The sequence below is a fragment of the Umezawaea sp. Da 62-37 genome (genome assembly GCF_032460545.1).
In the GTDB taxonomy this organism is placed as follows: domain Bacteria; phylum Actinomycetota; class Actinomycetes; order Mycobacteriales; family Pseudonocardiaceae; genus Umezawaea.
Genome location: NZ_CP135965.1, coordinates 1124999 through 1139020 on the forward strand (window position 1 = coordinate 1124999; position 14022 = coordinate 1139020).

7 protein-coding genes and 1 pseudogene are annotated in these 14022 nt (G+C 69.2%); 3 read left to right on the plus strand and 5 right to left on the minus strand.

Annotation, left to right across the window (positions count from 1 at the left end; all coding sequences use genetic code 11):
- Positions 1–45 precede the first annotated feature (45 nt).
- From RM788_RS04705 to RM788_RS04715, 3 genes are all read right to left on the minus strand, one after another.
- Positions 46–375, minus strand: coding sequence for a DUF3253 domain-containing protein (locus RM788_RS04705; RefSeq protein ID WP_315930277.1), 330 nt, complete (start codon positions 373–375; stop codon positions 46–48).
- A 168-nt stretch (positions 376–543) separates the two neighbouring features.
- Complete coding sequence (locus RM788_RS04710; protein WP_315930278.1) at positions 544–966, minus strand: hypothetical protein; 423 nt, start codon at positions 964–966, stop codon at positions 544–546.
- 499 nt (positions 967–1465) lie between these two features.
- Entirely contained in the window at positions 1466–6388 is a 4923-nt protein-coding gene (locus RM788_RS04715; protein ID WP_315930279.1) for a PDDEXK-like endonuclease domain-containing protein, read from the minus strand.
- 876 nt (positions 6389–7264) lie between these two features.
- Here RM788_RS04715 and RM788_RS04720 point away from each other — a divergent pair.
- Positions 7265–7513, plus strand: a complete 249-nt coding sequence (locus RM788_RS04720; protein ID WP_315930280.1) for a hypothetical protein — start codon at positions 7265–7267, stop codon at positions 7511–7513.
- 14 nt (positions 7514–7527) lie between these two features.
- On the opposite strand, the pseudogene RM788_RS52860 reads toward RM788_RS04720, so the two are convergent.
- Positions 7528–7953, minus strand: a pseudogene (locus tag RM788_RS52860) (NAD(P)H-binding protein); the annotation flags it as partial.
- Here RM788_RS52860 and RM788_RS04725 point away from each other — a divergent pair.
- Together RM788_RS04725 and RM788_RS04730 are read left to right on the plus strand one after the other, a co-directional pair.
- Positions 7883–8869 carry a GlxA family transcriptional regulator gene (locus tag RM788_RS04725; protein WP_315930281.1) on the plus strand — a complete coding sequence of 329 codons (987 nt, stop codon included), beginning with the start codon at positions 7883–7885 and terminating at the stop codon, positions 8867–8869. The pseudogene RM788_RS52860 and the gene RM788_RS04725 overlap by 71 nt on opposite strands.
- A 141-nt stretch (positions 8870–9010) precedes the next feature.
- A complete protein-coding gene (locus RM788_RS04730) occupies positions 9011–10081 on the plus strand; it encodes a LacI family DNA-binding transcriptional regulator (RefSeq protein WP_315930282.1) in 1071 nt (356 codons plus the stop codon).
- 67 nt (positions 10082–10148) lie between these two features.
- On the opposite strand, the gene pulA is transcribed toward RM788_RS04730, so the two are convergent.
- A complete protein-coding gene (gene pulA, locus RM788_RS04735; protein ID WP_315930283.1) occupies positions 10149–13835 on the minus strand; it encodes a pullulanase-type alpha-1,6-glucosidase in 3687 nt (1228 codons plus the stop codon).
- Positions 13836–14022 lie beyond the last annotated feature (187 nt).

Here is a 14022-nt window from a genome sequence, read left to right on the forward strand (position 1 = left end):
GTCCGGGTTCACCTGGGCCGGTCCTGCTCGTCGGCCGTCCCCGGTCTACCGGGCTGGTCGCACCAAGCGGATGCGGATCGGCCCCCGCCACGACTCGTCCACGTCGAGCACCTCACCGCGCTGGGTGATCTCGACGGCACCGCGGCGCGCGAGATCCCGTGCGATCTCGCGGGTCCGGTCCATCAGATCCCTCCAGTCCGCACCACCGACCGCGCGCGCCGCGTCGGACGGGCACGTGGTGCGCGGAGCCCGGTGTTCGGCCAAAGCCAGCAAAGCGGCTTCGAGCCGCTGCCCAACGGGTGCGTCGGACAGCGCGATCTTCGCCGACGACGATCCCATCGAAGCCAACTCGGCGCGCAACCGCCCGTCCGCCATCGTCCCAGCGTAGGCCCGCTCGCGGTACTCCACAGCTCCACGACAGTGCCGAACGTCTTGACCCGGTTCCACCACAGCCGACAGGCCAACCGGACGGGCAACACCCTGGGGTCGCCCCCGTGCGAGACACCTGATCCGTGCTGCGACGGGCTTACCGGTCGAACGCGTTCAGAAGTGCGACCGCGAGGTCGGCAACTCGATGCCGACCGCGTCCGGCTCGCCGTCCTTGACCAGGCGCAGGGCAAGACCAAGAGCGGAGATCAACGCGCTGCGGGTGGCGTTGATGTCACCTTCGGCCGCGCTGCTGAAAGCCCCGGTCAGCCTCTTCAACGCCTGAGCCAGGGGGCCATGCGGATCCGTGCCGGTCAGGGCTTCGAATCCGCTTCGCAACGGACCGACCGAGATGGTGAACCGGAGGAGCATCCGTTCGAACCGCGCGTCGGGCGACTCCGCCGTCGTCACCGGCTTGAGGTCGTCGATCGCGTTCCGTATGGCGTTCCGCAGTTCCACGATCGGGCTCACACGAGCGGTGGCGGGTAACGCGATCCGCCCTTGGCCTGACACGTCGATCTGCTGGAATCCGGTGATCACTGGAGAAGCTTATGCGGTTCAGGCCTCATTTTGGCAGTGCATCTGCACGTGCACCCGCACGAAGTAGTGACGACAAGGATTGGTCACACCACGTGAAGATCAACCAGGTCCATCACCCGTATCGGTGGAGACCGCACCACAGTGGTCGCGACGCACACCCATCCCGAGTAGGCATCTGCTGGAGTTGCCGACGCTCGGCTCGAGACCCGTCCGGCCATTCGACGGACTCTGTGCCACAGGGCCTGGAATATCACGGTCGAGCCCGATGGGTGTTGACCGGCAGGAGCAAGCTGCAGGATGGCAGGCGTGCAGTCATGTGTTGCGCACCGGGTTCGATGGAGAACATCGAACCCGGTGCGCAACAGATCGTGCGCGAGTACCTGCCCAAGAGCATCGGGATCACCACGATCCGACTTGCCTTACCGCCATCGCCGCCAAGATCGACGACCGACCCCGTGGGATTCACGCCGCCAGTTCAGCTCCCTGACCGATCACAGCATCAGGCTCGGAGGGCCTGAACGGCGGCGAATCGGTTCTTGACGTTGTCGGTGAGTCGCTTCAAGCCCAGCAATTCCAGCACGGCGCGCTGCAACGCCTCCTCGCCCTCGTTCCCGTCCCGGTCGGCCACGTGGTGGAGCAGCGCCGCCAGCTCGCTCGGGGGCACCTCCTCGAACGACCTCGGTCCCACGTGGCGCATCCGCACCTCCGGCTGATCGGGCAACCGGTACGTTCGTGGCTTGACACCGCTCTCACCGAGCGGGTTGTCCTCGAGAAGCCGTCCTTCGCGCACTGCTTGGGCGATCGCCTTGTTCAACTCGCCGGCGACCAGTTTCGTAACCCTGATGGAGCCCGAGGTCCGGACGTAGGCGGTGTGCAGTCGGCTGCCCAGCACGGGCCCTTCGGCTTCGACGAGACGCACAAGGCCGTCGAGCAGGTCTCGTCGTGATGCCTCGGCTACCTGGACCACAGTCCCCTCGAACGTCCTGTACGCGGCAAGTGCGGAATCCACGACAGGCGGCACCGGGTCCTCGACGACCACGAGTGGCACTTCACCCCCGTGCTCCACGACCACTGCTACGAACGAATCCGGGATGCTCGCGGTCACCAGGGGCTTCGGCGCCACCACGGGCTCGACCGGGGTGCGCACGACCTGCTCTGGCACCACCGGCTCGGTGACGACCGGTTCGGGCACCACGAGTTCAGGCGTGGCCGTCACCGGTGGAGGCAGCACCACGGCCGACGGGTCCTCGCCGTCCGACATCCACCCGGAGGGATGAATGTCCAGCCCTTGCAACGCATCCCACAGCCGGGCCATGACAGCCGGCCGGTCCGCGTAGAACTCCGACTCGCGGATGCGGAAGAACCTCCAGCCACACCGCTCCAGGTCGCGCTGCCGGGCCATGTCGCGCTCGTACGCGTCGGGCCCGTGCCACGCGTCGCCGTCGCACTCGACCGCCAGCCTGGCCTTGGCACCCACGACCACCATGTCGATCCGGTAACCCTCCGCCGGGAACTGCGGGACGACGCTGTAGCCGCGGTCGACGAGGCGGTTGAACACCCGCTGCTCGAACAGCGAGTCGAAGGGCTTCACCTTCAGATCCTCGGGCACGGCCGTGTGCCTGGCGCCGTCCACGCCGTCCACGCGCCCGGACAACGCGTAGCAGTAGTCCAGCAACTGGAACCGCATGTCCTCGGGGTTGCCGAGATCGGTCAGGCGCAGGGAGTGGAACACCCACATCTGGTCCTTGGCCCGCGAGGCGGCGACGTTGAAGCGCTGGACGTACAGGTCCTGGGTCAACGCGCCGATCCGCTTCCCCGGCTCCGCGGCCTTGACCATGGACAGGAACATCACGTCGCGTTCGGAGCCCTGGAAGTCCGCGGAGTCGCCGCACCGCAGGTCGCGGGCCTTCCACTCCTCCGGTGGGATGCGCTCCAGCAGGCGTTTCTCGATCCTCTTCGCCTGGGCACGGCCGAGCAGCGACACGACGCCCAACGTCATGCCGTCGTAGCGGGGGTCGGCGATGCACTTCTCGATCTGGTCGACGATGGCGTCCGCCTCGACCGGGTTGACCTTGTCGGTCACGCCGCGCTCGTAGCCGTTGTCCAGGAACACCGGCTTGATCGGCTCAAGGCGATCCGCGCCGTACTGGCGCACGGGCACCAGCCGGATGCCGTCGGGCTCGTAGGCGATCCGGTTCGAAAACCCGATGATCTCCGGCACGCAGCGCCGGTGCTCGACGAGTGTGGTCATGCCCTCGAAGCGCATCTTCGCCTCGTCGAACAGGCTGCGCCTGGGGTCCTGCCACGACGCGCGGTACGGGTCGTCCCACAGGTACTGCTCGGCGAGGTCGCGCAGTTGCTGCTGGTCGGTGCCCACAGCCGTGGGCGAGACCTGCTTGTCGTCGCCGATGACCACGATCTTGGGAGCGAGGTACTGCAGGAAGGTCGCCTCCAGCCCCGCCTGGGACGCCTCGTCGACGATCACGACGTCGAACATGTCCGGCTGGACGCGGAACTGCTCGGCGATCCGGTAGACGGGCATGATCCACACCGGCACCGCCGGACGGCAGCGGTCCATGGCCGCCTTGATGTCGGCCCTGCGCTGGTTCGCGTAGACGCCGGTGCCCTTGCCGAGCAGTTTGACCAACTGGGCGTACTGGAGCAGGTCGGCGCGGGCCTTGCCGGGCAGCCTCTCCGGCGACACGGCGTGTCCCCAAGCGCGTTCGGCCGCCAGCCGTTCGACCCGGCCGCGCACCTGGTCCTCGACGTGCGACACCTCGACCTGGAGAGCGTTGACGTCTTCGTCACCGTGCCCGAGCACCCACGCCCGTGCCACTGCCCACGCCCATGCGGCGTCCCAGTGAGCCAGCTTCCCCACCCAGGCGGCGTCGCGCGGGTCCACCGAGACGGCCTCGCTCACCCGCGGCAGCAGAGCGGACAGCGTTGCCGCGATCCCGTCCCGACGACGTGCGAGCCCGACGACCTCGGTCAGGCGCACCAACCTGTGGTGCGCGACCGCGTACGACTCGTGGTCGCGTTCCTCCGCGGCTTGCGCCAGTTGCTTCACGCATGGCGCGGCGTCCTCCCACTGCGCCACCTCGGCGGTGGTCCGCACGACCTCCAGCAGCGGCACGGTCGCGGCGGTGCGCGCGTCCGACGCGGCGGCGGCGTCGACGAGGCGGGCATAGGTCTGGACGGCGTCGAGGTCGGTCCAGTTGGGGCGTGGCAGACCGAGCCCCGCCAGGCCGCGTTCCTCCCCTTCCAGGGCTTCACCCAGTGCCAGCACGCGGCGCAACTGCTCCAACTCGGTCACGTGCCACTGGAGCCGCTCGCTCAGCGTGTCCTCCGCGGGGACGTGCACCGAGTCGGGCCACGCCCGGTCCAGCGCGTCCAACGTCCTGGTGGCCTCGGCCCACATCAGGAACGCGTCGAGGTGGTCGGCCGACGTGGGCGGAACTCCGTTGACCCGCACGGTCTGGAACAACGGCTGGGCCTGCTTCACGGCCTTCGGGGCGAACGCCCCCGTCTTGGGCGAACCGTCCGGGTTGGTCTTGAGCTTTCCGCCGTCACCGACGTGCGCGCGGAGCGCCCCGGCCAGAGCGACGAGCGCGCCCATGTCGGAGGGGCCGACCCGCACCTCGGTGAGCGGGCCGAGCCGGTCGGCCAGGGGGCCGACGTGACTGATGAGCTGGGCGACCTGGCTCCCGCGCGACCGCCAGTGGTTCGCGCGGCCTGCGAGGACGTCGGACAGCGCGTCGTTCATCCACTGCTCGCGCCGCTTCGACAGGTCCTCGGCGTCCCGGGCGAACCCGTTGAGCCGCTGGCGCACCACGGTCCGCGTGGCCTGGTCCAAACGGCGGACGGCGTCGAAAGCGGTGTGCCGCGTGAGGCTGCCGTGGCCTTCCTCCGCCGAGATGGCCCGCCGCTCCGCGGTCACGAGAGCGAAGAACGCCTCGGGGGCGGGCACGTCCGCGAGGGGCAGCAGCTTGAGTCGCGATTCGGGCTCGTCCGCGTTCAACGCGTCGTCGACGACGCTCCGGTGCCACTCGGCGATGTCGTTCGCCGGGATCGGGGACGGGTCGACCCCGGACACCGTGATCAGGTCCGCCACCCAACCGAACCGCTCCTGCTCCGCTTCCACGCGCTGCGCCAGGGCGGCGAGCGTGCCCCGGTAGTCACCGACCTCGTGCTCGGCCACCTCTTCACCGCGTGCGTCGAGCAGGCGCCGGTACAACCCGGCCCGACGCAGGCGGAGTTCTTCGATCGCGGTGAGGTGGTCCTCGATGGCCCGGTGCGCGGCTTCGGCGTCGTACTCACTGGCCACGTGGCTGATCCGCTCCACGGCGACCTTGAGGTCCGCGAGGTCCGAGCGCGAGGAGCCGACGACCGAGACGGCCAGCGGCGCGATGGCCTCGGGCAGCTTCGCCCGCACCTCCTTCAGGGCGCGGTCGGTGTGCGCGGTGACGAGCACGCGCTTGCCCTGCGCGAGGAGGTGGGACAGCAGAGCGGCGACGGTGTGGGTCTTGCCCGTTCCGGGAGGACCTTGGACGAGGGTCTGGGCCTTCGCGTCGACCTGGGTGAGCACGCGCAACTGGCGGTCGTTGACCGGCAGCGGCAGGAAGAGGTCCTCGTCGAGTTCGACCAGGGCGCCTGCCTCGGGCGACCGTTCCGAAGCAGGCCGGTGGTCCGGGTCGACGAGCGGGAGCAGTCCGTCCGGAACGACACCGGACTCCCCGAGTTGCACGGCGACCGAATCGAGGATGTCGACGATCCCCTGTCGTGAACGCCTGCGCAGGACCACGGCCGGCGCGAACGCCGCAACGGCGTGGGTGCCGGGCTTCTGCGCGTCGTCCTCTTCCAGGTACGCGGCGTCACCGTCGAGGGCGTGCACCAGACGGCGCAGCACGCCGCCCACGGCTTCACGGTGAAGTACGGCGGCGGTGACCTCGCGGGCCTCGTTCCTGATCTGCACGACGTGCTGCGGGTTGGCCACACGACCGGGATCGAGCATGTCCAGCTCGACGTTCAGGCCGTCCGCGACCTCGGCCTGCTGGAGGATCAACCGCCCGGTGGCGTCGTCGAAGTGGATCATGGCGGGCACGGTCGCGAGATGTCGCCGCACGACGTGGTGACCGGGTGGCGACCACGACAGGCAGCCGACCCCGATGACGAGTTCGAGTTCCTCGGCGTGTCCGGCCGCGGTGACGTAGGCGGAGAACAGGTCGTTGTAGACGTTCCGGGCAGGTCGATCGCTCCGCTCGCGCTCGGCCCACTCCGACCAGCGCGCCTCCCACTCGACATGGGCGTCACGGATCTCGGGCGCGTCATCGAGCGCGGTGCGCTGCTCCTCTTCGCCGATCGACTCGCGCAGACGCGGTGGGGCACTTGGGTCGTCCCACTCCCCCTCCAGCCAGAGCCGCAACTCCAATTCCGGTTCAGGCGGTTCTTGGTGCGAGATCCGGTCAACCACAAGCAAGGGGGCACCGGGCTCGGGTGCTTCCCCGCGATGCGCGGACTCGATCGCCGGGTGGTCGGGCAACTGCCCGAACCACAGCACCGAGTCGTAGCTGTCGGTGGTGCGGGGCGAGTTCGACTTGAGCTGTTGGCTTCGCGCGAGGAACTCGAAGAGCCGTACCGCTCGATCGACCGCAGCACCTTGCGGACTCGGAACAGCGCCGTTGTTCGCCACAGTCGTACCCCTACCTCACCACCGAACAGACCATCGTGGTCATCGCCCGAAGATCGCAGCGCGATACAGCCGATACCACACCGTTACAGATGAGTCCGCATTTTTGCGGGCCGAGCTGTAACCAGCCGCATTCCACGGCACCGCCCAAAGAATTGGTACGACAACGACAGGTTGCGATCCGAGGTCATCACCGGACAGGCCGCTGGGATACGCGCGTCGCCAACTCACAGCTGATCAACTCTGGAGCGATCGCCAATCCGGGCGGATCACTCCAAAACAAGATCAGATGGTCTCCAAGGCAAGCGCGGATGCCGCGTCGCGGTGACCGGTTCGCCGGTTCCAGCGTCGCGGCCACGGCGGACCATCGATGTTCTCGTGCGATCCGCGCACCGGAGCGCAAGATCTCCTGGAATTCCTGAGTGCCGAAACCGCGGTCGTGATCTCGGAGCAACTACAGCAGATGGCACGCGACCGTGGCTTTGCTCGGATCGGCTCAGCAATCTCAGTGGAGACGGGGATCGAGGCACCGGGCCGCTACGACAGGTTGAGGTGGTCCAGCGGAAGGGCGCGGGCGGCGTGCCACCGGACCTGAGGTGCAGCCGGCCGCCGGTGAACACGACCCGCCGGCCCGCGCAGCTCGCCGCCAGCTGCGATCCCCTGGTCGGCACCCAGCTGTCCAGCGCGACCGCGACGGTGACGGCGTCGGCGGGCGGGCCCGATCCGCAGGCGGCGGTGGCCAGCAGATCACCGAGCGCGCCGAAGAACCCGAGCGCGGGCGCGACCAGTACACCGGCCGGCGGCTTGGGCCCGTCGAACATGGCCCGCGCCACCAGTGTCTCCCCGGCGACGTCCAGGTAGTGCACTCCCGCGCGCAGTGCCGTGTCGACCAAGGCGGGTGGAGTGTCGCCGAACGGGCCGGCGCAGTTCACCACGGCCACCACCCCGTCCAGAGCCCGATCCAGGTCGGCGGGTGAGTCCAGGGCCGCGGGTCTCACCCGCGTACCGGGATGGTGGGCCGCGAGTGCGTGCAGGCGCCCGGCGTCCCGGCCGCTCAACACGAGAGCGACGCCACGTCGGCGCAGTGCGGCGACCACGAACTGCCCGGTGTGGCCGTAGGCGCCGTACACGGCAACAGCAGGTGCGGAGGGGAATGGCATCCGCCGATCATGGTGGCCCGGCGGCGAGAAGGGCAGTGTCGCAAGCGTCAGCCTGCGCCAGGTTTGCGACATGGTGGCACATCGGGTCGTGATGGCACTCACGCCCGGCATGCCGATCTTCGAAGCGGCGGTGCCGTGCATGGTCTTCGGCGTCGACCGTTCCCACGTCGTGAGTCCTTGGTACGAGTTCTCGATCGTCGGCGTCGGTGACGGGCCCGTGCCGCTGCTGCCCGGATTCCACTTCCAGCAGACGGCGTCCACCAGCGATCTGCGGTGCGCCGACACCCTCGTCATCCCGGCCTGCCTCGACGTGCACGAGGCCCCGCCGTCGGAGCTGGTCGACGTGGTCCGCTCGGCATACCGGCGCGGCACCCGCATCCTGTCGATCTGCTCCGGAGCGTTCGTGCTCGCCGCCGCCGGCATCCTCGACGGCCGTCGGGCCACCACGCACTGGCTGCACGCCGACGAACTCGCCCGCCGCTACCCAGCCGTGACGGTCGACCCGACGGTGCTCTACATCGAGGACGACAACGTCATCACCTCCGCCGGCACCGTGGCCGGCATCGACGCATGCCTGCACCTGGTCCGCCTCGACCACGGTGCGGCCGTCGCGGCCGAAGTCGCCCGTCGCATCGTCACACCACCGCACCGCGACGGCGGACAGGCCCAGTACATCCGACCGGCCACACCGACCTCCGGCGACGGCTGGCTCCCGCTCCTGCTCGAATGGGCCGTCCAACATCTGCACCGGCCCCTCACCACCGCGGACCTCGCCGCCCGCAGCAATGTCAGCGTCCGTACCGTCGAACGGCGTTTCACCGAGACGCTCGGCCTGTCACCACTGCAATGGCTGCTGCGGCAACGCGTGCGCCAGGCCCAGCAACTCCTCGAGACGACCGGCCAGCCGATCGCCCGGATCGCGACCGCGTGCGGCTTCGGCACACCGGCGAGCCTCAGGGTCCACTTCACCCGCATCGTCGGCACCTCACCCGCGGCGTACCGGCGCACCTTCTCCACCGGAACCAACACGGGTTCCGCCGCGAACGCAGCCGTTTGAAGCCCTGTGGTTGCCGAAAATCCGATCCGCGCAGGTGAAGAGATCATGCGGAATCGCGCGGGTCGCCACAATGCTCAAGAACGCCGGTCGCCGTTAGTAACATGAGCTACCTGTGGATGTCCGGTGGAGTGGGGTAGTGCGATGGTGCGGAAACCGGTCCGGTCGGACTCCGCCGGCGGTCGGGGCAAGCCGACATCCGGTGACGTGGCCGTGGCAGCGGGTGTGTCGAGGTCGGCGGTGTCGTTCGCCTACAACAACCCGCACCGGATCTCGGTGGCGACCCGTGAGCGCATCCTGGCGGCGGCCGAGGAACTGGGGTACGCGCCGAGCACGGTGGCGCGGATGTTGCAGGCCGGGCGGACCAACGCGTTGGGTGTGCTGCTGCCGCAGAACCTGGCGACGGTGATGGAGAACCCGTACTACTCGCGGTTCCTCATGGGGGTGGGGCAGGTGTGCGACCAGGAGGGGTTCACGATGCTGCTCAGCGCGCCGCTGCGGGACTCGATGCTCAAGGCGATCCCGTACGCGGCCGTGGACGGGTTCGTGGTGTGCGGGTTGGAGGGCGACCGCGGCGAGGTCGCCGAACTGGAGCGCCGCAAGATTCCGTTCGTGCTGGTCGACAGCGATCCGCAGGAGAACGTGCCGAGTGTGGACGTCGACGACCGCGAGGGCGCGCGTCAGGCGGTGGGTCACCTGCTGGAACTGGGGCACCGCAGGCTGGCGGTGTTGTCGATGGACCCGGGACCGAACCGGGCCGAGCGTGGTTACCGGGGACCGCTGGCGCGGCGGATGGAGGGCATCGTCGACGCGTTGGCCGAGGTCGGTATGACGATGGCGGACGTGGTGCTGGCCGAGGTGCCGGTCACCCGCGCCGAGGGCTTCCGGGCGACGAAGCGGCTGGTGTCCGAGCACGGGCCGACGGCGATCGTGGCGTTGTCGGACGTGTTGGCGATCGGAGTGCTGGACGCGCTGCACGAACTGGGGGTGGACGTCCCCGGACAGGTGTCGGTGACCGGCTTCGACGACCTGCCGGAGGCGGCGTGGCAGCGGCCGCGGTTGACGACCGTGCGGCAGGCGATCGCGACGAAGGGGCGCACGGCGGCCGACTTCCTGATCTCGGCCATCCGCGGTGAGGACCAGCACCCGCACCAGCAACTGGGCACGACGTTGATCGTGCGCGAGTCGACCGGGCCGGTTCCGCGTCTCCCCTGAGCACGTCCCTGGAACGAACGAGGGCCGGCACCCGCTCCGGGGTGCCGGCCTTCGGCTCGGGGTGTGGTTACTGGGCGAGGCGGAACACGGCGGTGGTGCGGGCGGGCACGGTGAAGGTGCCGGTGGAAGAGGTGAACGTGGCCGTTTTGACGATCGTGTCGCTGCCCGCGGCTTGAACGGGGTCGAGGGCGTAGTTGGTGCCCTGAGCGGCGGCGAGGGTGTGGCTGACGGGTTGGGTGCCGGCGTTGAACACGACGACGAGACCCTTCACCTTGGGGTCGATGTCGGTGCCGGCGGTGTCGTCGATGCGCATGACGATCACACCGGGCTTCTGGTTGGGGCCGCTGTCGGGGAAGGAGATCTTCTGCTGGACCTGGGCGGCGGTCGCGAGGCGGAACAGCGGGTTGGTCGCCCGGACCTTCAGGAAGTCCGTGGACTGCGCGGCGGCCTTGGCGATGTCGGCGGATGAGGGTTTGAGCGCGGGATCGGCCAACAGCGGCTTGGCGTAGGACCACTGGCCCTTGGCGCGTTCGGAGGCGGGCAGGCCGCGGGCGAAGCCGTTGTCGGTCTTGGTGGGGTCGTAGGCGTTGAACCAGTCGCCGGAGTTGTAGCTGTTGCTGTCGAAGGACTTGCTGCGCAGCATCTCGCTGCCCGCGTGCCAGAAGGCCACGCCCTGGCTCAGAGCGGGGATGCTCAGCGCGAGCGACTGGGCGCGGACGCGGTCCGCCATGCCGGTGTTCACCGGCAGCTTGTAGGTCAGGTTGTCGAACAGCACCAAGTCGTCGTGCGCGTCCACGTAGGCGATGCTCTCCTGCGGGTCGCTGGTGTAGCCGGTGGGCGAGCCGCCGTAGGGCACCTGGGAGCCCTTGACCCCGGCGCCGGTCCTGTCCACGAACGCGTAGTCCTTGAGGTTGCCGGTCAGACCGACCTTGATCTGGTCCTGGTGCAGGAGGAGCTTGGCCTTCTGCGCGGTGGTGTCGCCGTTGACGCCGTCGCCGTTGGGTGCGGTGAACAGTCCGCTGGCGAAGCCCTGCGTGCGGGGGTTGGTGTCGGAGGGGCCGCCTCCTCGCACGGCGTCGCGGACGCGGTCGTTGAAGGTGCCGATGCCGGTGCCCGCCATGTTGACCTGGGTGGCCTGGGGGAACAGTGCGTTGCCCGCCACCTCGCCGAAGTCCCAGCCCTCGCCGTAGAGGTAGACCGCCCGACCGTCGACACCGTCCTTGGCGGGGGTGAGCGTGTCCAGGGCGGTGCGCAGGGTGGTGAGCACGGATTTGGGGTGGTGGCCCATCAGGTCGAAGCGGAAGCCGTCGATCTTGTACGCCTTGGCCCAGGTGAGCACCGAGTCGACCAGGAGTTTGCCCATCATCATGTGTTCGGCGGCGGTGTTGGGGCAGCAGGTGGAGGTCTCCACCTGTCCGTCGGCGTTGAGCCGGTGGTAGTAGCCGGGCACGACGGGGTCGAGGTTGTTGGTGCCGTTGGGGCCCGCGTCGGGTGTGTGGTTGTAGACCACGTCCATCACGGTGCGCAGACCGGCGCCGTTGAGGCCCGCGACCATCTGCCGGGTCTCCAGGGTGCGGGCGCCGCCCTGCGGGTTGGTCGCGTACGACCCGTCCGGCACGGTGTAGTGCTGGGTGTTGTAGCCCCAGTCGAAGCCGTCGCTGCCGGCGACGGCGTTGACGCAGGACTGCTGCTGGTCGCTGTCGCGCGGCATGGAGCGCAGGTCGCACTGCGGGGTCTGGTGCTGCGAGCGCTGCTCCTGGATGGTGAAGTCGGCGAACGGCAACAGGTGCACGGTGGTGAGTCCGGCGCGGGCGAGATCGGTCAGGTGCTTCATGCCGTTGCTGCCCGAGGCCGCGAAGGCGCGGTAGGTGCCGCGGTCGGCGGTGGGGACGGTGGTGTCGCCGATGGAGAAGTCGCGGATGTGCAGTTCGTAGATGGCCTGGTCCTCCGGCTTGGCCAGGGCCGGTTTTGCCAGTGACGTCCAGCCGGTCGGGGTCAGGGCCGGGTCGGCCAGGTCCAGCAGCGCGCTGCGGGTGCCGTTGGTGGACAGCCCCACCGAATAGGGGTCGGTGACGAGGTTGTGCAGGAACGAGCCGCTGTCGGACAGGACCTCGACGTCGAACAGGTAGTACTTGTTCTTCCACGTGGCGGTGCCGGTCGCGCTCCACACGCCGTCACCGCTCGCGGCCAGCGCCACGGTCGAGGACGGTGTTCCCGTGGTGGCGTCGTCGTAGAGGTTGATCTTGACCGAGCGGGCCGTCGGTGCCCACAGGTGCAGTGCCGGGACACCGGCGGTCCACACAGGACCCAGGGCGCGTGTGCGGGCGGAGGCGTGGACGTCGTCGAGGACGCCGTGGTTGCGCAGCCGCGTCGACGCGCGCGGCGTCGTGCCGTCGAACGCCGCGACCGCCACGTCACCGGTCAGGATCCTCTCGACGTCGGCCTCGGTGATGGTGTCGGGCAACGCGAGCGCGCCCAGGTTCGCCTGCTGCGGGAACGCCTGCCGGAGATTCGCGGGCAGGCCTCCGGGCACGGGCTCCAGCTTGATCGCCCGGCTGGGTGCGCCGATGCGCACGTCGCCCCCGGTCGCCGAGTACAGGTAGTAGGTCCCGCTGCTGGTGGCGAGGTCCCAGGCGATGTGCTTGCGCGACAACCAGTGTGCTTTCGCGCCGGGGTCGGGCGGGGTGCCGGGGCCGGGCACGCCGACGTCGCCGCCCTCGGAGCGCACGGTGAGCACGTGGCTCGTGGCGTTGTAGGCGAAGTCGGTCCTGGCGCCGTTCGCGGGCACGGTGAAGACGATGTTGGGACCGTTGGGTGTTCCGTCCTGGCCGTAGTTCTCGTCCCACGTTCCGCCGATGGTCGCCTTGACCTGCCAGGTGCCCGCCGGGATGGCGGTGGTGGAGGAGGTGTAGGTGCCGTCGCCGTCGGTGTCGGACAGGCGGGAGCTGTCGCAGGTGGTCGACCAGTCGCCGCCGCAGCCGAGTTCGGACTGGAAGTCGCCCGCGGCCACGACGGTCAGCGCGCTCGCGCTCCCGCCGGTGGAGGTGGCGGTCAGCACGTGGCTGGTGGCGTTGTAGCGGAACGCGGTGGTCGCCCCCGCGAAGGGCACGGTGAAGGCGACGTCGGCACCGCCGGGTGTGCCGTCTCGGCCGTAGTTCTCCGTCCAGGACTGGCCGATGGCCGCCTTGACGTGGTGGGAGCCCGCGGGGATGGCCGTGGTGCTCCAGGTGTACGTGCCGTCGCCGTCCACGTCCTGCAACCACGACCTGAGGCACTCGGGGGCCCAGTCGCCCGCGCAGCCGAGCGCGGTCTGGAACGACCCCGCCGCGGTGATCACCCGCTGGTTGACGTCGTCGGTGATCCAGTGCGTGACCGGGTCGTAGGCGAACGTGACCCGTTTCCCGCCCTCCGGCACCACGATCGGGATGTTCGGGCCGTTCGCACCGGCTCCGGCACCGTAGTTCTCGTTCCAGGAGCTGTTGAGAACCGCTTTGTAGGAGTGGGTGCCCGCGGGCAGGGACAAGGTGGTCGACCAGGCGCCGTCCGGCCGCTGGGTCAACCGCGTCGCCGTGCACGCGACGTCCCAGTCCGCGGCGCAGCCGATCCCGGTGGTGAAATCACCGACGACCGCGACCGAGGCGGGGACTGCGGCGAAGGCGGTCGGTGTGGTGGTGGCGGCGGCGGCCACGAGCGCGGTGGTGGCGACGAGCACCGCTGTGGGCGCACGACGCGGGGCAGGGCTTCTGGACCTCATACGAGCACTCCTCGTTGAGCAACCGCAACTAATATGTTACTAACTCGATTAACTCGCTTGAGCGTCACCCCGTCAAGCCTTGACTTGACCCGAAACACCGCGTACTCGCGCGCCAAAACGTCGCCACACTCTCCTGATGACCCGCGACTCCAAGGCTTGGTCACTCAAATGTTACTAACACGAGTTA

Excerpts from the sequence above, each read along its gene's own strand:
- RM788_RS04705 (WP_315930277.1), bottom strand. The coding sequence starts at position 375 with ATGGCGGACGGGCGGTTGCGCGCCGAGTTGGCTTCGATGGGATCGTCG.
- pulA (WP_315930283.1), bottom strand. The coding sequence starts at position 13,835 with ATGAGGTCCAGAAGCCCTGCCCCGCGTCGTGCGCCCACAGCGGTGCTC.
- RM788_RS04730 (WP_315930282.1), top strand. The coding sequence starts at position 9,011 with ATGGTGCGGAAACCGGTCCGGTCGGACTCCGCCGGCGGTCGGGGCAAG.
- RM788_RS04725 (WP_315930281.1), top strand. The coding sequence starts at position 7,883 with ATGGTGGCACATCGGGTCGTGATGGCACTCACGCCCGGCATGCCGATC.